This window comes from Streptococcus oralis, from assembly GCF_026782085.1.
GTDB lineage: Bacteria > Bacillota > Bacilli > Lactobacillales > Streptococcaceae > Streptococcus > Streptococcus oralis_DA.
In genome coordinates, this window is sequence record NZ_JAKUVW010000004.1 from 436,177 (window position 1) to 454,600 (window position 18,424).

An 18,424-nucleotide genomic window follows, 5' to 3' on the forward strand; every position below is an offset into this window, starting at 1 on the left:
CTTTATCTTTATTCAATCACCTGTCCTGCTTCTTTTAGAACGGACTCAGGAATGGTGATACCAAGTTCCTGCGCTAGTTTTTTGTTAATCACTGACTTACCAGTTGAAAAGACATTAACTGGCGTATCAGCTGGTTTTTCACCTTTCAAAACTTTGGCAATCATTTTACCAGTAGCCACTCCAAGATCGTGTTGGTCAACTACTACAGATGCTAATCCACCTGCTTCTACCATGGCAGTGGCACTTGGGTAGATTGGCTTTTTAGCTGATTGGTTGCTTGATACAACAGTTGAGAAGGCTGAAGCAATAGTGTTATCAATTGGAACCCAGATAGCATCAACCTTGCTAGTCATAACGTTTACTGTTGAAGCAATTTCGTTTGTTGAAGGAACCGCAAATGTTTCGACTGTCAAACCTGCTTTTTCAGCATAAGCCTTGAATTCTTCTACCTGTGTTTTTGAGTTATCTTCGCTACTTGAGTAGAGAGCGCCGATTGTTTTGACATTTGGTGTGAGGGTTTTTATCAACTCTACTTGTTGTTCAGCAGGGTTGTGGTCTGACACCCCTGTGATGTTGCCACCTGGTTTTTTCAAATCCTTGACCAAGTTAGCACCGATTGGGTCTGTAATAGCAGCCATGATAACAGGTAGGTCTTTTGTAGCACTAGCAAGTCCTTGAGCAGCTGGTGTCGCAATCCCAACAACAACGTCGTTTCCATTTGCTACCAATTGTTTACTCATGGTTGCAACCTTGCTCTGATCACCTTCAGAGTTCATAAAGTCGATTTTTACTTGATCGTCCTTATAGCCTTCTTCAGCTAGTCCATCTTGAATTCCTTGGTAAATCAAGTCCAAGGATGGGTGACTAACAAATTGAAGGACACCAACCTTAGCAACCTTTTGCTCTTCTTTAGCTGATGGCTTGTTCATTGATGAATAAATCAAGCTAGCCACTACCAATACTGCTAATCCAGCGACAATTCCAATCAAACGTTTATTTTTCATTTTTCTTTCTCCTTAATTCTTTTACCTTAACTTTTTAAATCACATCATCAAGCGATGCCATCGTTTAAATTCCAATATCTTTCCCCCCTCATAGAAAAAGTCCTCACACAAAAAACTTGTGTGAGGACGTCGATGCGCGGTGCCACCTCAATTATAGAGAATATCCCTATCGCTCTTTCTCGCAATAACGAGTTGCACTGTAAGGTGTGCTCACCGAATTTTTATGATTTCAAATTCTTAAGTACATTCAGCCCAATTTCATCAATTTCATCTATCTGCTTTCACCAACCACAGACTCTCTAAAAAATGAGCATGATTACTTTCTGAATGTTTAAATTATATCATTTTTCAACTACTTGTCAAGCTTATTTTTAGAATTTTTTAAACAATTCAAAAACTTCCCCTTGAAAAAAGAGGAAGTTTGTAGAATATCAGCCTGAATTACGTAAACCAGTTGCAATTCCGTTGATAGTTGTATGGATTAATTTTTCTTCGTCTGCCGACAATTCGCCGCGACGTTGACGTTTGATCAACTCCAACTGGATGTAGTTCAGGATATTAAAGTAAGGCATACGATAGTTTAGACTGTCTTTTAGATAAGAGTTTTCTGCCAAGAGTTCGTCATAACCTTCGATAGCTAAAATAACGTCCTTAGTCAACTGCCATTCATCTAAAATAGTGTAGTAGATAGCTTGTACTTCTTCGTCTTCACAGAGCTTGGCATATTCGAAAGCAATGTTCATATTAGACTTAGACAAGACCATGTCTACATTAGAAAGCAATGATTGGAAGAAAGGCCAGTTTTGGTACATGTCTCGAAGAAACTCGATATTCTTCGGATCTTGATCTATAAATTCTTTAAAGCTTGATCCCACTCCGTACCATCCAGGGAACATAACACGGCTTTGTGACCATGAGAAGACCCAAGGAATGGCACGCAAACCGCCAATTTCAGTGATGGTCTTACGAGCTGCTGGACGCGAACCAATATTGAAGCTTGAAATAGCCTTGATTGGACTTGATTCAAAGAAATAGTCATAGAAATGTTCATTTCCAAAGACCAAATCACGATAGATATCGTAGCTACGGTCCACTACTTGATCCATAATAGCTTCGTAACGATTTGACGTATTGGTATCACTCTTCTTCTTGGTAATCATACGGTTAATGGCTGCAGAAACTAGCATTTCAAGGTTATAATAGGCAGCGTCTTTGTTTCCGTATTTGTTTCCAATCACTTCTCCTTGCTCAGTCAAACGGATACGGTCCTTAATAGACTTAAGTGGTTGAGATGTGATGGCTTCATAAGTTGGTCCACCACCACGACCCACAGTACCACCACGACCATGGAAGAAAGTAACCTTAACGCCAAATTCATCCCCAATAGCCGTCAGTTGTTGTTGCGCTTTATAGAGGGTCCAACATGATGATAGATAACCACCATCCTTGTTACTATCAGAGTAGCCAAGCATGATTTCTTGGTAGTTGTCTTTTGAAGCAATCCATTTTTTAGCCAAAGGAAGAGAGAAATATCTTCTCATGGTTTCTTCTGAGTGATCCAAATCTTCAATCGTTTCAAAGAGAGGAACAATCTGAACGCGGGCTTTTTGGGCATCCACCAAGCCGACTTCCTTAAGCATAATGGCTAGCTCTAACATATCGGATACACTGGTTGCGTGCGAAATGATGGTTTGACGAATAACATTTTCACCCAGTTTATCCTTCAACTTGCGCGCAGCTTTAAAGATAGAGAGTTCTTTTTCAAGCAGTTCTGACTTTTCAGCATGAGTCGCTGAGAGGATACGAGGATCTTCTTCCAACTCTTTTAAGAGGAGGTCACATTTTTCGTCTTCAGACAGATCGCTATAGTGATTATTGATACCAGCAGATGCAAGCAATTCAGCCACACAGGCTTCGTGAACACTAGAATCCTGGCGCATATCAATAGAAGCAAGGTAGAAACCAAAAATTTCGACAGCTTGCATCAACTCGACAAATTCTCCTGAAATCAGGTATTCTCCTTTGTTCTCAAGGAGAGAGTCGCGAATGGCCAACAAATCTTGATAAAATTCATCTGCAGTGGCATATCTTGGCTGAAGGTCCTTGTCTTCAATGAGATAAGCCTTGGTTGCCTGCATCTTAGCTTGGATGTCAAAAAGAGCACGACGATAGAGTTCTTTTTCACGGTAAATCGAGTTATCTTGTGACTTCAGCGCCATCTCACGGACCTTGTCGCTGACATTCACGATGCTGGTTGACAGTGAAAACTCACGATAAAGATTATAAATCTTTTCATCATAGTAGTTCATGATGACTTCACACTGAGTCAAAGCTGATTTGTTGAGGGTTTCCGCAGTTACGAAAGGATTTCCATCACGGTCTCCTCCGATCCACATCCCCATAGTAATCGGTTTTGGATGCTCAAGCTCGATACCTTGTTCTTTTGCCATTTTTTTATACTCAGCTGTCAAACGTGGAACAGCATTCAGGAAAGAACTTTGGTAATACTCCATCACGTTGGTGATTTCGTTCGTTACTTTCAATTTTTTCTCACGAATCATGTCCGTTTGCATGATAATCTCAATGTAACGGCGGAGATCTGTGTGCCATTTTTCTTTATTAATCAAGCCGAGTTTGACATCACGGTACTTGCGCAAGAGCGTATGGATGTGGTTGGTTAAATCCAGCATACTCTTGCGTTGTACTTGCGTTGGATGGGCGGTCAAGACAGGAACGACATTTAACTTTTCTAAAATTTCGGCTGCATTTTCTTTTTCAGCTACCATCTTAATCGTTGTAGATAATTTTCCTAAATAGTCTTGGTCCACATTGTTTTGGTGATTGATTTCATAGGCCAAATCCACATCCTCAGAGATATTAATCAAAAGTGGAAGGATAGAGAAATAGCGTGAAATGTAAATCATTTCTTCATTCGAAAGACTGGTCACTAGGTCATTGAGCCCTTGATAATTCTCGCTAGTTGATAATTCCTTCAACTGGATAATCTTTTCAAAGGTTTCTGGCGCCAGCATATTTTTTGTGATATCTTCTAATAGCTCAGTCAGAATCAAGACTTCCTCTTGGACGACTGCTTTATTACTATAGTTTTCTAATTTTTGAAGAGACATATACTTTCCTTTCCATTCAATCCTTACAGACTTTCATCGGTTTGATTTTCGTATTCTCTGATAAGTTTGGCACGTTTTTCACTGGCATCAATATTCAGTACAAGCGCGATGGCCACGGATAATACCAATAGACTGTTCCCACCTTGTGAAAGGAAGGGGAAGGTTACCCCTGTAGAAGGAATCAACCCTGAAATCCCACCAATATTGACAAAGACCTGAACAAGGATCATTCCTCCGACACCAATAGCAACCATAGAGTTAAAGGGGTCCTTTGCTCGAATACCAACCAAGATGATTCGCAAAATCAAGAAGAAGAGTAGAGCCAAAATCATACTGGCTCCTACGAATCCAAACTCCTCGATGACAATCGAAAAGACGAAATCCGTATGGGCTTCTGGCAGATAACCACGCTTCTCGATAGAATTCCCTAGTCCCAGTCCGAACCAGCCACCATTAACCATGGCATAGTAGGAATTTGCGAGCTGGTGTCCTGCACCCGCCAAGTCATTAAAGGGATTAAAGAAGGCACTAAAACGTTTAGCAACGTAACCAAATACAGGAATTTGAGAGAACTTTTCAACCCCAACAAAGCGAATGACAGACAAGACTAACATTGAACTTCCTGCCAAGAGAGCTAGAATGGTCGAGAACCAACGATAGGCAATCCCACTAACCGTATACATGATGAGCGCCACCAAGACCAAGATGGTCGCATTACCCAAGTCTGGGAAAATTCCCAAGCTACCAATCAGAACCAGCAGAACAAAACGCCAGTCATTAAAAGCTCGAGGTAGCCACTGATTCTGTGTCAAAACCTGGAAGTCATAAACCGCAATCTCATCTTGTTGTTTTGAAAATCGATGTGCCAGGTACCAGATGATGATAATCTTAAGGTACTCCGCAGGCTGAATCGTTACAGGTCCTACAGAAATCCATCCGTATGCTCCATTGACAGGTGTTCCGACCAGTCGCGCCAGAGCTAAAAGAACCATCTCCACAATCATTACGATAAAGATGAGACGACCGTTTCTTAGGAAACCTAATTTTAATTTATAGATTAAGGCAATCAGAATCAAACTAGCTATCCAGAAGATCCCCTGGTTACGCACCAATTGAAAGGCACTTTTTCCTTCTTCGATCAAGGTTGCACTCGTTGTCGAATATACCACAATCAGCCCCAAAATCGATAAAAGGAAGTAAGGAATCAAAATGGAATAGTTTAGTAGGTGCCTTTTGCTAATTTTCATATTTCACCACTCTAATAGGAACAGACGCTTCTGTTCCCAATTCCGTTTTATTTTCTAGTTTTGATTGCTATTATACCACTTTTTCAGAAAGAAAAAAACTCTTATCCTTTAATCCTTCGAATTTTACTCATTTTCTAGTATCAGGTATAAAAAAACAAATCTCTTTTGAGATTTGTTTTTTGCTTACTTAGTTAGATGAAGAACTGCTGCTTGAGCTTGAGTCACCACCACCGATGTATTGGGTGAAGATGTTTTGGAATGATTGGTCTTTAACCTTGATGTTTGCTGCTTGCAATTCTTTACCAATTACTCCTTGAACAAAAGCTGAATCATTTTGTTTTTGAGTCAAGATGATGGTCTTCAATTTTTCTTTGTAATCCTCTATATTAGAAGATTTTTCTGTTTTCTTCGTTACTTTGATGATGTAGAACTGACTGCTGTAGGCTTGTGTTCCAGTAGCTGTAATCACATCAGAAACCCCGTTCACATCCAAGGCAAAGGCTGCTTTCTTAACTTGTTCTGGAAGTTCTGTAGAAGCAGAGTCAAAAGTGATTTCTCCACCATTTTCTTTTGTCTTGTCATCGTTAGAGTTGTCTTTTGCCAACTGAGCAAAATCCGCACCTTCTGCTTTAGCTTTCTCAAGTACTTCTTTTGCCTTGTCTTCATTATCCAAACGGATGATTTGAGCTGTCACATCTGGTGTATAAGACTCAAAAGCTTTTTGGTAGGCTTCGTCTGTCAACTCGCTCTCTGCAGCCTTCTTAACCGCTAATTCAACCAATTTGCTGGTACGGATTTGAGCTTTACGAGTCTCAGGTGTCATACCTGCACGTTGAAGCACGCTGTTGTAGCTATCGCCGTATTTCTTTTGTTCTTCAGCAACAGCATCATCCACATCTTTATCCGTTACTTCTGATCCATATTGTTGTTCAAATACTTTTTGGATGGTCATATTGAGCAAGACTTGTTGTGCAGTTGGATTGTTCTTTACTTCTTCAAAGAATTGATGCTCTGTAATCACATCGCCCTTCATGCTGATCAAATCTTTTCCTTCAGAACTGTTTGAACAAGCTGCAAGTGTTGCTACTGATAAAAGTGTGATGGCTCCTGCCATAAGTTTTTTCTTCATTTTTACTCCTTTTACGGTAAGTGTTACCTTATCTATTTTACTATAATTTCTTAAATTTTTCTGAAAATCATTCGCTCTCAGGAAGCTCTACTTCTGCTAGATTCTTTCGTAGCATGAGAATACCATCTCCAAGTGGAACTAGAGTTGCTGTTAGACCTGGATTGTCCAAAGTTGCGTCGAAAAGTCTTTGCAAACCACGGTAAATGGTGCGTTGACCTCGGCGGACTTCCATGATGTCCTTGGCAACATCTCCTCCTTGGAAAATATCATCCAAGACCACTACTCCACCGACTTCCAAGTGCTTGAGGATTTCAGGCAGAAAGACGATATACTTGGACTTGGCCGAATCCATAAAGACAAAGTCATAAGTTTCTGTCAGACTGGATAAAACATCGACTGCATCTCCCTCTAAAAGAGTGATTTGCTGACGACTGTCAAACTGGGCAAAGTTTTCCTTGGCAAAGCCAATCATCTCAGGATTACGGTCAATGGTTGTAATCTTAGCATCTGGCGCATGTTCCGCCATCAAGAGAGCAGAAAAACCGATAGCTGTCCCAATTTCCAAAATGTTCTTAGGTTGCATAGTTTCCATAAGAAAACGGAAGTAGGCAACTGTTTCATGGGGAATGATGGGAATGTTCTCCTTGCGAGCAAAGGTCTCCAATTCTTTCAAAGAACCTGTCACCTGCTTTTGACGCTGGCGCATGAGTTCAACGATTTCTTCCTTGACGACGGGACGACGCATGTTATGGTTGGCATTTTTACTATAAGACTCTACCATCTTAAGCTAGTCCCAATTTTTCAACAAGGGCTTCAAACTCGTTCAAGCGACGTTCAAAGACTGCAAAGGCATCGTTGAGATAGTCTTCCTTCTCCATATCCACTCCCGCTTTTCTCATGACATTGAGTGGATAGTCTGACTTACCTGCCTTGAGGTAGTCGATATAGCGGTCACGATCTTCTTGACTACCATGGACAATCTTTTCAGCTAAGGCTGAAGCAGCTGCAAAACCAGTTGAATACTGATAAACATAGTAGTTATAGTAGAAGTGAGGAATGCGTGCCCACTCGTATTGGATCTGAGGATTGTCTTCCTTGCTGAGTCCATAGTACTCTTGGTTCAAGTCAGCGTAGAGTTTATTGAGGAAATCACTTGTCAAGACTTCTCCATTTTGGTCTGCTTGGTGGATAGCATGTTCAAACTCAGCGAATTGAGTTTGACGGAAGACTGTTCCACGGAAACCATCTAGGAAGTTATTGAGAATAGCAAAGCGCGTTGCGTCGTCTTCTACTTCTTCCAACAATTTCTCTGTCAAGATATTTTCGTTGGTAGTTGAGGCAATCTCAGCCAAGAAGATTGAGTAATCTCCGTAAACATAAGGTTGGGTTTCACGAGTATAGCTGGAGTGCATACTGTGACCTGTCTCATGGACAAGGGTAAAGAGATTGTCTAGATTGTCCTGCCAGTTGAGAAGCATGAAGGCATTGGTATCGTAAGAACCACCAGAGTAGGCACCAGAACGCTTGCCTTGGTTTTCATAGACATCAATCCAACGCTCGCTAAAGGCACATTTGACACGGCTCAAGTAGTCGTCACCCAAGACTGCCAAAGCTTCTTCTGCCTTTTTCAAGGCTTCCTCGTAGGTAAAGCTATAATCTACTGACGAGAGTGGTGTGTATACATCGTACATCTTGAGGTCGGAAATCCCCAAGATTTTAGAACGAAGTTCGAGGTAACGATGCAAAAGCGGCAAATGTTTGCGAACTGCTGCTACTAGATTGTCATAGACACTTTCTGGAACAAAATTTGCTGCGAGGGCTGCATGGCGAGCGCTCTTATAGTTGCGAACTTTGGCACGGTAGTTTTGCACCTTAACATTTGTCTGCAAGGTCTTGGCATAAGTGTGTTGGAATTGCTCGTAAGTCGCATAAAGGGCTTCATAGGCACCACGACGCACTTCACGGTTTTTAGACTCCATCAAACGGATGTAAGTACCGTGTGAGAGTTGCACTTCCTTGCCTTCGTCATCAAGCACGTATGGGAAGCTAATATCCGCATTGTCCAAAATAGCGAAGGTTTCACTAGCAGAACCAAAGATTTCTCCTGCTCCAGCAAGCAATTCTTCCTCACGTTGCGAAAGAACATGGTCTTTCTTTTGCAAGAGCTTGTCAAAAAAGTGCTTGTAAACTTGGAGTTTTGGTTGAGCTTCTAGGAAGGCCGCATACTGCTCTTCGCTAATCTCCATAAACTCAGGTTCAAAGAATGAAAAGGCTTGTTCTAACTGACTGTATAGGGTCATTGCCTTAGCATAGTACTCTTGATACTTGGATTCACGCGTGTCCTGATCGTTTTTCATATGTGCATAGACATAAAGCTTTTCAACTTGGCGTTCCAAGTCAAGTGAGAATTCTGTGATCTCAAGCAAACTGTCTGCGCTGTCCAAGAGATGCCCCTCATACTGGGCTGCTGTTTGTACTTTTTCAGTTAAATCTTTCAAGGCTTCTTCCCAAGCCTGGTCTGTTGGGTAGATTGTCGAAAGATCCCATGTATCTTTTTCATTTATTTCATGTCGTTGTAATACCATAAGATTCCTCCATCCTTTCTATTTTACCACATTTTTTGAGAAATATAAGTGATAAAAGGCTGGTGGATAGAGCTTTTGGCGATTATTTTTCGGATTCATTTGATAGTAAGCCTGAAAATTTCTATAATAGCTAGCCAAATCCGTTTCAATCTGCAAAAAATCACCTGATTCTATCGGTCTGACCTGAGGATACCAGTCGTCCAGTTGACGGTTTAATAGATTGTCTCCTCGTTGATAAGCCTCCTCCTGTTTTTTCATCCAGTAAGGGGTTTGGTAGTACAACTGTTGGCGAATGTAGTGACAGATAGTTGAATCTTGAAAAACTGAAAAACTAGCTAGCTTTTGTTTTTGATAAGGAAATCGTAAAATTTCCAAGAGATTTCCTTGACCATAGGGAAATTCCTTGACCTGAAAATGAAGCTTGCCACGTAGGTCCTGATGTAAAAGATATTTCAGTCTCAAAACTTGCTTTTTGAAATCTAGTTCCCAAACATAGAATCCCATATTTTGACTAAAATAGAGGAAGCCCCTTTGCAGTTGTGTAAGTCTCTCTTTTAACCAGAGTTTTTCTCCCAGTAGCCAGATAACTTGGTATCCCTGACTACGGTAGCCTTGACTTCTATCGCCTAAAAGTTTTTGGGACAAGGGGCTGCACTGAACCTCCAGAGCTAGTTTCCCATTGACGAGAACATCTGCTATCTGCTGAATCTCGGGCAGACTATATTCTAAGGCGACCTGATTGTTCTTCTTGGCCCAGTGATAAAGGGCCTCTTTGTTGCCCAAGTGTTCTGGACTTTCATTCTCAAAAATAGCCATACAATCTCTTAAAGATTCATGGGCAAAATGCGTTCGAATGCTCTGCCCTTGACGTAATTGTAGTCCGCCCCCACAGGCGGGGCAGGTATAAGCTTGCTTAGTCACGTCTTTTTCGAGTGCATTCACCAAATTTCCCTTGGCATCTCTAGCAACAAACATGGTCTACCTCCTTTTCTTTTCTATTCGAAAAAGAAGCAAAAAAGACTGGAATTCCAGCCTTTCATGATATTATTTCTTATCTCTTTTGTCTCTTAGAATATTTTTTTAGCATGGGTATGAGGTTGGGAATCTGCTCACTTCGAATGACCAGCACGCCGTATTCTTGACAGCGATTGGCATAAACAGGATTGATTTTCCCCGTACAGACAATTAGCTTGAGGCAACTTTCCCCAGCAAAATGATTGGCGTAGACTTCTAGCTCATTGATAGCTTCAACTGATAAATCTGTCATTTTGCAAGAGATAAAGGTAATCGAGCGTCCCTTTCTCAGAATGACATCAATCTCATTTTGAACATTGTTCGCCTCTGGAAAGATGCCATTCCAATCAATCTCACCGCCTATCATGCACTCATCAAACAGCTGGGATTCGAGCGCCAAGAGATAGAGATACACCTCTAAAATATGCCCCTTATTGCGGCAAAAGACTTGAGCTTCTTGACTTGGAAAGCTGTATGCTACTCGTTTCTTGTCTTCGCTTTCAATACAAAGCATTCCCGCTTCCACTAGTAAGGGGATAAGGGATTCTGGATAGTGATAATACTTGCCGTTGTTTTCCAGGATCTTCTTTGTCTCAGCATGCAGGTCATTGGTCTTAGCTAGAGAGAAAAATTGGGTCACTTGATACCAGTGGGCAGGATTGGCAATAGCCAAACTGGCTAGTTTTTTGATGGCTGCAATTTGCTGAGCTGAGTGGATAGGGTGTTTGGATTTGAGCATTTTTCCACCACGCAAGGCTATCAACTGTTGGATGCTTAGAGTAGGAATGTCCAAATCTTCTTTTTCTAACTGGCCGGCTACCCACTTGTATTGTTTTCCTCGCTCGACATCCATGGCAACGATGGGAAGATAGCGATCCAAGCCGTATTGATAGAGAGATAAGGCTAGTAGCGAATCCCCACCAAAAACATCGAGAAGAACCTGGTCGTAACCTGCTAGGCAATAATCTAACTGGTCCGCTAGTTGTTCTAAGGAGAGCTGACGAAAGGTCACTCGTTGGATATGAGGCACCTCTTCCATGATAAACTGACGGAGAGAAACTTTCTCTTCATTGCTTATTTTCGTCAAAGAAAGGAAGAGAATCTCGTCACAATCACTGACAAAGGCTTGGTAGACATTCTTTTCCAACACATGCCGATCATACAATTCCACCAAAAGACTCGTCATTCGACCACCTCCATCATAAAGACTTTCTTGCGCTGAGAGTATCAGCAACACAGTTCTACTGCTCTGATTTCCTACTTCTAGTATAGCATAAATTCCTGCTGGTCCCAATAAACCAACGCAAACAAAAACGAATAGAGACCTTGCAAAGTAGTTTCTATTCGCTGGTATAGGTTTGATTTACTTGACTTTTTTAGCTAACATGGTCGCAAAGCGTAGTTGAATGCGATTGCCATTTTCATCACGACGGTGCAGATGTCCTGGATTTTCATTGTACTTGACCAACTCCCAATCCTTGTAGTAGTCTGCCAACTCCCCTTCTTTAAAGGTGAATGGGAAATTAACTGAGCAAGGATAATCCTCCGTGTCCATGGCACAGACGATGAGGTTATAGCCACCAACCGTGGTGTGCTCCTGCATATTTTGGATGATAGCTGGAATGCGGTCTGCTTGTAGGAACATGAGAACAACTGTTGATACGATGAAATCATAGTCTTGGCTAACACTGGCTGAATTGATATCGTATAGTCCTACAGGCATGTCTAAATCCTCTTGCTCTACGATGCTTTGCAAGATTTCAAGGGACAATTCATTTTGATCCACAGCTGTCACATCAAAACCATTCTGTGCAAGAAAGAGAGAGTTACGGCCTTGACCACAACCCAAATCCAAGGCTCTTCCAGGTTTCACCGTTTGCATAGCCTCTAGGACCTCTGAATGGACTGGATTGGTATGGTATTTCTTAGGGAAATAATCCTCAGGTTTACAATAAAATTCCAAGTACCATTCTACATCGTCTGTTGCGGCCTCTACTCGATGCCAGGCTTGCGGTTGTGCCATAGGGTTGTCTGCTCCTGCTTCAAAGAGGTGCTCAACTAGAACCTCACCATCTTCAGTCAACTCAATAAACTTGAGTGCCCCCTTCAAGACAGTAATTTTTCCCCAAGTGCCGACTTTAGTATTGTGCTTTTGCTGGACAGCTTCTGGCATGGTCTGTTTATTCCACAGGGGCATCCGTTTATAGGCAATTAATTTTTCCATTTTACTTCCTCTTCTTAACGCTGGTTGACAGCTTTCATCACACGCGCGATGTCGCGGTTTTGTTCACGTCGCTTGATCGACTCCCGTTTGTCATAGTCATGTTTCCCTTTTGCTAAACCTAAAAGGAGCTTGGCGTAGCCATCTTTGATGTAGACTTTAAGGGGTACAAGGGTCATTCCTGTCCCTTTGGTCTCTTGTTCCAGTTTTTGAATTTGCTTCTTATGGAGTAGAAGTTTGCGACGGCGTTCAGGTTCCTGGTTCCAGATATTGCCCTCTTCGTAAGGGGCGATATGAACATTGCTCAGCCAGACTTCCCCATTTTTTACTTGGGCAAAGCCGTCCTTGAGATTGATTCGAGCAGCTCGAACACTCTTGATTTCGGTTCCAGTCAGGACCATCCCTGCCTCTAGCGTATCTACGATTGTATAGTCGTGGTGCGCTTTTTTATTTTGTGCGACGACCTTTCCCTCGCCCTTTGCCATGCTTGGCTCCTTTCTTAGCTACTTCCTTATAAAAAGGTTTCTTGCCTTTTTTCTTTTTATCTTTTTGTGAATGCTTGTGCTTATCATTTGAGCGCCCTGATTTTCTCTTATCTTCCTTCTTGTCTGAACGGCGATTTGAACCTCGACTTCTGTCCTTGCGCCCAGCTTGTTTCAAGCCTTTTTCGATGACATCAAACTCACTAGGTACGAAAGAGAAATCAATCTCTCCTGTCATCTTATCGGCTCTTTCAACTCGAATGCGAATCTGCTGTCCCACACGGAAAGTTGTACCCGATTTCTCTCCACGGAGTGTCAAATCACGCTCATTGAAATGATAAAATTCAGGTAGGTTAGTGATGTGAATCAAACCTTCGACTGTATTTGGCAATTCAACAAAGAGACCGAATTTGACGATGCTGGATACGACTGCATCATACTCTTCTCCCACGTATTCTTCCATGTACTCAGCTTTTTTCATGGCTTCGACTTCACGCTCAGCCTCGATGGCACGACGCTCACGGTTGGAAGACTGGGTCGCAATCTCTGGAATCACTTGTTCAAAATGCTCGGCTATTTCCTTAGAAAGGCCGTAATCCCGAATCATACGGTGGACAAGGAGATCTGGATAACGGCGAATGGGGCTGGTAAAATGAGTGTAATAGTCCGCAGCCAACCCATAGTGACCGTGATTGTGCTCTGAATAACGAGCCTGCTGCATGGAACGTAGAAGCATCATGGATAATACATCCGCATAGGGCTCTCCCTCAACCGCACGCATGATGTCTTGAAGCGCCTCCTGGCTAATCTCACTGGCAGTCCCATAAATCCGCAAACCAAAGCTCGAAGCATAATCAATAAACTTCTGAACTTTTTCAGCCTTGGGCTCCTCATGAATCCGATAGATAAAAGGTAGGTCCAGCTTGCTAAAGTGCTCGGCAACTGTTTCGTTGGCAATTAGCATAAAGGACTCAATCATCCGTTCAGCAACACCACGCTGACGAAGAACGATATCCACAGGCTTGCCTTTTTTATCCACTAGAATCTTAGCTTCACTGGTATCAAAATTGAGAGCTCCACGTTTTTCACGCATGCTTTCTAGCCTTTCATGGAGCTTGGCCATGAGTTCGATACTAGGAACAATTTTCTTAAACTCTTGTCTCTTTTCCTCGTCGCCAGCCAGGATGTCATTGACAGCGCTATAGGTCATACGGAAGCTAGTCTTAATGACCGTTTGTGTGATGGTGTAGTTGACTACACGACCATGTTTATCAATTTCCATAATGGTAGACTGGGTCAAGCGATCTACTTGAGGATTGAGAGAGCAGATTCCATTTGACAAACGTTCTGGAAGCATTGGGACCACTCGGTCTGTTACATAGACAGAAGTCGCGCGGTTAAGGGCTTCCTTATCAAGTGCAGAACCCTCTGTCACATAGTAGGAAACATCCGCGATGTGAACACCGAGTTCGATATTGCCATTTTTCAAAGGCTTAATGTGAACTGCGTCGTCCAAGTCCTTGGCATCCGCGCCGTCAATGGTAAAGGTGATTTCATCTCTTAGGTCCAGACGACCTTCCATATCCTTTTGAGACGGAGCATCTGGCACACTTTCTGCCTCTTTGAGAACAGCTTCTGGAAATTCTGAGACAATATCCATGGATTCCAAGACTTCAAGAACGTCAATCCCAGCATCTGTCGAGTGTCCCACCACATCCAGTACACTAGCGACAAAGAAATCATGTTTCTTACTTGGGTATTTGTCAATAAAGACCTTGAGAACTTCAGTACCTTCCAACTTGATAGCCGGTTTCTTCACATAAATCGGTTGGCTGATTTTCTGATTCTTTGAACGAATGTAGCCCGCATACTTGGGCTTTTCCTGATCCAGAACAATTTGCCCGACAACTGTCGTCAGGCTGTGCTCTAGGATATCGATAATTTTGGCTTCGGCAGCTGTTCCCTTGTTGCGGTCAGCGACTTTCTTGATGACCACCTCAACGGTATCGCCATCAATAGCATAGTTGACATCGTTTTTTCCTACAAAAAGGTCGTCCTCTTCGCCTTCCAGACTGACAAATCCAAAGCCATTTTTATGGGCATGAAAAATTCCTTTGAGGGTAATTTCATGTTTCTTCTTTTGGTCCAGACATAAACTACCATCATCTTCAAAACGAATCTGGTGCTTTCTTTCCATCAGAGACAGGGTTTTAATCAACTCACGGAAATCCTTGGACCCATCCTTTCCGAGAGCCTGGGCCAGGTCATTTACCGTCACTCGCCCCTTCTCTTGCAAATATTCTTTAATTTTATATTTCATGTTTTCTTTCTAGATTTTTTAATTTTCTTTTACTGTAAGACCTTCTCAAACATCATTTAATATTCAATAAAAATCAAAGAGCAAACTAGAAAGCTAGTCGCAGGTTGCTCAAAATACCGTTTTGAGGTTGTGGATAGAACTGACGAAGTCAGTAACACATATACGACAAGCCGACGCTGACGTGGTTTGAATTTGATTTTTGAAGAGTATAAAAATAAAAATAGGCTAAGACCTAGTCCTGCCCATTTCTTATCTACTTGATAATACCGTCAATGCTAAGGCAATGGCTAGCCAGAAAAAGACTAAAATACCTGTCAAACGTTGCATCACAGCTTCAAAACCACGCGCTTTACTACGTTCAAACAAATCACCTGAGCTGGCATCAAATACATTGCTGGATTGGTTCTTAGTTGGTTGCATGAAAATTGCAATCACAATCACAACAGATAATACTAATAAAATGGTTAATAATAGGTTATACATATCAAACTCCTTAAAATCCCTATTATTTTACCATAAATTCTACTTAGATTCAAGATGTAAAGTTACTTTTCTTTCCTTTGGACAATATTTTAACACCTCAATCTTGTCTGGATGGGTTTTGGAGTTCTTACTGGTTAGATAATTCATGCTGCCACAAGAGGAGCACTTGAGATTGATTTTTACTCGCACTAGATTTCCTTTACTTTTAATAATGATCTAAATTGCACTAAGTTACATAAACAACTGAAAGCTACACAGGCTGCTGTCGCATAAAAGACAGCATGGTAGCCCAAATATCCTGCAACTGCGGATCCCGCCATAGGTCCGATCACTCCACCAAGGTAAAAAAAGACTTGGTTGAAGGCGAAAATCCTTGAAATACCTGATTTTGGAGTCATTTTGCTAAGAAGCGCATTAACACCTGGTATGAGAGCTCCCGTTCCCAAACCAAAGAGAAAACGATACAAGCCAAGTTGAAGGGGGCTGGTTGCATGGGCACAAAGAAGGTAAATGATGACGGAATAAATCTGCGCTGCAACTAACAATCTATGATTCCCTACCTTATCGCCAAGTTTTCCTAGAATTCCAGCACTCATCATGCTAGAAAACCCCATGCTGGATACGATTAATCCTGATACAAAGAGGAGATTCTCAGTCTGCCCTAAGTCCCGCACATAGAGAGCTAGAATGGGACCAATTAATTGAGCTGAAAATTGAATGACGAAGCTCGTCAAAAATAGATTCACTAAAAGCCTAGGATACTTGAAAGAAGAAAATACTTCTTTCGTTGGGATAGCCTTCTCCTTAGCCACTGGTTGAAAATCTTCCTTGATAAAGAAAATGGTTAGGATTGCAGCTAAAAATAAGAAAGCACCTACCAATAAAAAGACATTACGAATGCCAAAAATTTCAGCAATAAAGCCTCCAACAAAGGGACCCGTCAGTGTTCCTGCAACAACTCCTGTAGATAGAGTTCCCAGAGCCGCTCCAGACTTATCTTTAGGTACCTGACTAGCAATCAAGGCCGTCGCATTGGGGACAAAACCTGTAAATACACCATTTAGTAATCTAAGAAAGATCAGCCAATAGATATTCGGAACAAAGGCCAAACCTCCCATGGTAATGGTCATGGCAAGACCTGCTCGAATCATCATGGGTTTTCGACCGTACTTGTCAGCAAGAATACCCCAGATAGGAGAAACTAGAGCTGCTGAAACAGCCGAAACTGAGATGGCTAATCCAGCATAGAAAGCAACTTGGTCTCCTTCAATTCCCAACTGCTCTACAAAGATAGGCATGAAAGGAACGACCAAGGAAATACTAGCTCCCGTTAAAAAGCTACCGAACCAGGCGACACGAAGATTCTCTTTCCAACTAATCTCTTGCACAGCTATCGCCTCCTTCAAGTAACTTCACTACTTGAGCCACAAGCTGATCACGACTGCCATTGTTGTCTAGAACATGACTCGCCAATTTTTTCTTTTCTTCTAAAGACCACTGAGCTGCCAGACGCGACTCTGCTACTTCCTTAGAAAGATGATCCCGTTTCATGAAACGTTCCACCTGAACATCTCGATCCACATAGACCAGCCATGTCTCATCAAACCAGGCACTGTAGTCCTGTTCAAAAAGTAGGGGAATATCCATGAAAAAAATCGTTTCTGTCTGGGCTAACTGGTCTCTCAGTGCAGCCAATTCCTCACGAATAATCTTTCCTTGGGTTTGCTTAGACCATTCCCGCTCCTCAGGATTTGAAAAGATGAGACTAGCCAGGAGAGGGCGATTGAGTTCTCCATTTTCAAGGATGATTTCCTGTCCAAAATGCTGGACTAAAACCTGATAAAGACGACCCCCGGGTTTTTGTAGATCATGGACGACTGCATCGGCATCCACCGCTTGAAAACCTTTCTCTCTTAGGAAATTTGTTACAGTTGACTTACCAGAGGCAATTCCTCCTGTGATTCCGATGATTTTTCCCATCAGTCCCTCCTTTGACACTGAGGACAAAAATGAGTTCCTCGTCCACCGAGCTGGAATTTCTCAATCACTGCCCCACAGCGCGAACATGCTTGTCCAGTCTTATCATAGACCTGATGGAAGTCCTGCATGGTTCCGTCTTCTCCAAAGGCATTGGTATAGGTCCGAATGGTGGAACCGCCCTTTTCAACTGCCTGTCCCAAAACAGCAATGGTCTGGTCATGAATAGCTGACGCTTCTTCTGCAGTCAAAGTTTGGGAAGGTCTAGCTGGATGAACCTGAGCTCGCCAGAGGACCTCATCCACATAGATATTACCTAGACCAGCTACCAAGGTTTGGTCTAGGAGATGAGATTTGATAGGCTTTTTAGACTTGGCTAGGGCAGCTTGAAAGACCTGCAAATCAAAGTCCTGCTCTCTTGGCTCAGGCCCTAGTTTCTTAGAAATAAAGTAGACATCCAAAAGGTCGGGTGCCAGCAATTCCATTGTACCAAACTTGCGTACATCCTCGTAAACAAGCGTACCACCATCCTCAAACTGGAAGAAAACATGAGCATGTTTACGTTCTGGAACTTGGTCTGGATAGAAAAAATACTTTCCCTCCATCCGCAGATGGGAAATCAAAACCTTGTCTGTTAGGTAAAAAAGCAAATATTTTCCACGGCGCCCCATTGACTCGATAATCTGATCAGGTAATTCCCTTTGAAACTCTTCCAAATCCGTCTTAATCATCTTGGGATAACGAATTTCTATACTCGAAATCTTCTTTCCCAAAATCAATTTTTCTAAGCCACGACGAACCGTTTCAACCTCAGGTAATTCAGGCATAAGTCCT

At 42.2% G+C, this 18,424-nt stretch carries 16 protein-coding genes and 1 other annotated feature; all 16 genes read right to left on the bottom strand.

The genetic code is table 11. The annotated features are described in order from the left end of the window. Nucleotides 1-8: 8 nt before the first annotated feature. Nucleotides 9-1,004: a tryptophan ABC transporter substrate-binding protein gene (trpX, locus tag MK395_RS04230; protein ID WP_268711343.1), complete on the bottom strand. Its 996-nt coding sequence runs from the start codon at nucleotides 1,002-1,004 to the stop codon at nucleotides 9-11. Between the two features lie 119 nt (nucleotides 1,005-1,123). After that, nucleotides 1,124-1,339, bottom strand: a binding site (T-box leader). 96 nt (nucleotides 1,340-1,435) lie between these two features. Beyond that, on the bottom strand, nucleotides 1,436-4,132 hold the full coding sequence (gene ppc / locus MK395_RS04235; RefSeq protein ID WP_268711344.1) for a phosphoenolpyruvate carboxylase: 2,697 nt from the start codon (nucleotides 4,130-4,132) through the stop codon (nucleotides 1,436-1,438). A 23-nt stretch (nucleotides 4,133-4,155) separates the two neighbouring features. Then, a complete protein-coding gene (gene ftsW, locus MK395_RS04240) occupies nucleotides 4,156-5,379 on the bottom strand; it encodes a cell division peptidoglycan polymerase FtsW (protein ID WP_000703343.1) in 1,224 nt (407 codons plus the stop codon). A gap of 187 nt (nucleotides 5,380-5,566) precedes the next feature. Beyond that, a complete protein-coding gene (prsA, locus tag MK395_RS04245; RefSeq protein ID WP_000728082.1) occupies nucleotides 5,567-6,508 on the bottom strand; it encodes a peptidylprolyl isomerase PrsA in 942 nt (313 codons plus the stop codon). Nucleotides 6,509-6,575: 67 nt separating this feature from the next. Further along, complete coding sequence (locus MK395_RS04250; protein WP_000230412.1) at nucleotides 6,576-7,289, bottom strand: O-methyltransferase; 714 nt, start codon at nucleotides 7,287-7,289, stop codon at nucleotides 6,576-6,578. 1 nt (nucleotide 7,290) lies between these two features. Further along, entirely contained in the window at nucleotides 7,291-9,093 is a 1,803-nt protein-coding gene (gene pepF / locus MK395_RS04255; protein WP_084945241.1) for an oligoendopeptidase F, read from the bottom strand. An 18-nt stretch (nucleotides 9,094-9,111) separates the two neighbouring features. Next, nucleotides 9,112-10,068, bottom strand: a complete 957-nt coding sequence (locus MK395_RS04260) for a competence protein CoiA (protein ID WP_268711345.1) — start codon at nucleotides 10,066-10,068, stop codon at nucleotides 9,112-9,114. 76 nt (nucleotides 10,069-10,144) lie between these two features. Next, nucleotides 10,145-11,293 (bottom strand): PDDEXK family nuclease, encoded by a 1,149-nt coding sequence (locus MK395_RS04265; RefSeq protein ID WP_268711346.1) that lies wholly within the window; start codon nucleotides 11,291-11,293, stop codon nucleotides 10,145-10,147. Between the two features lie 177 nt (nucleotides 11,294-11,470). Next, complete coding sequence (gene tehB / locus MK395_RS04270; protein WP_084945244.1) at nucleotides 11,471-12,331, bottom strand: SAM-dependent methyltransferase TehB; 861 nt, start codon at nucleotides 12,329-12,331, stop codon at nucleotides 11,471-11,473. 14 nt (nucleotides 12,332-12,345) lie between these two features. Then, nucleotides 12,346-12,813: an SsrA-binding protein SmpB gene (gene smpB / locus MK395_RS04275; RefSeq protein ID WP_001051742.1), complete on the bottom strand. Its 468-nt coding sequence runs from the start codon at nucleotides 12,811-12,813 to the stop codon at nucleotides 12,346-12,348. Continuing rightward, on the bottom strand, nucleotides 12,776-15,130 hold the full coding sequence (gene rnr, locus MK395_RS04280; RefSeq protein ID WP_268711347.1) for a ribonuclease R: 2,355 nt from the start codon (nucleotides 15,128-15,130) through the stop codon (nucleotides 12,776-12,778). The genes smpB and rnr overlap by 38 nt, the downstream gene beginning before the upstream one ends. Nucleotides 15,131-15,379: 249 nt before the next feature. Continuing rightward, nucleotides 15,380-15,613 carry a preprotein translocase subunit SecG gene (gene secG, locus MK395_RS04285; RefSeq protein ID WP_000282517.1) on the bottom strand — a complete coding sequence of 78 codons (234 nt, stop codon included), beginning with the start codon at nucleotides 15,611-15,613 and terminating at the stop codon, nucleotides 15,380-15,382. Between the two features lie 39 nt (nucleotides 15,614-15,652). Then, complete coding sequence (gene rpmG, locus MK395_RS04290; protein WP_007519517.1) at nucleotides 15,653-15,802, bottom strand: 50S ribosomal protein L33; 150 nt, start codon at nucleotides 15,800-15,802, stop codon at nucleotides 15,653-15,655. Beyond that, nucleotides 15,802-17,001, bottom strand: coding sequence for a multidrug efflux MFS transporter (locus MK395_RS04295; RefSeq protein ID WP_268711348.1), 1,200 nt, complete (start codon nucleotides 16,999-17,001; stop codon nucleotides 15,802-15,804). The genes rpmG and MK395_RS04295 overlap by 1 nt, the downstream gene beginning before the upstream one ends. Further along, nucleotides 16,988-17,593, bottom strand: a complete 606-nt coding sequence (gene coaE / locus MK395_RS04300) for a dephospho-CoA kinase (RefSeq protein ID WP_268711349.1) — start codon at nucleotides 17,591-17,593, stop codon at nucleotides 16,988-16,990. Before coaE ends, MK395_RS04295 begins: the two co-directional genes overlap by 14 nt. Beyond that, nucleotides 17,593-18,417, bottom strand: coding sequence for a DNA-formamidopyrimidine glycosylase (gene mutM, locus MK395_RS04305; RefSeq protein WP_084857308.1), 825 nt, complete (start codon nucleotides 18,415-18,417; stop codon nucleotides 17,593-17,595). Before mutM ends, coaE begins: the two co-directional genes overlap by 1 nt. Between the last annotated feature and the right edge of the window lie 7 nt (nucleotides 18,418-18,424).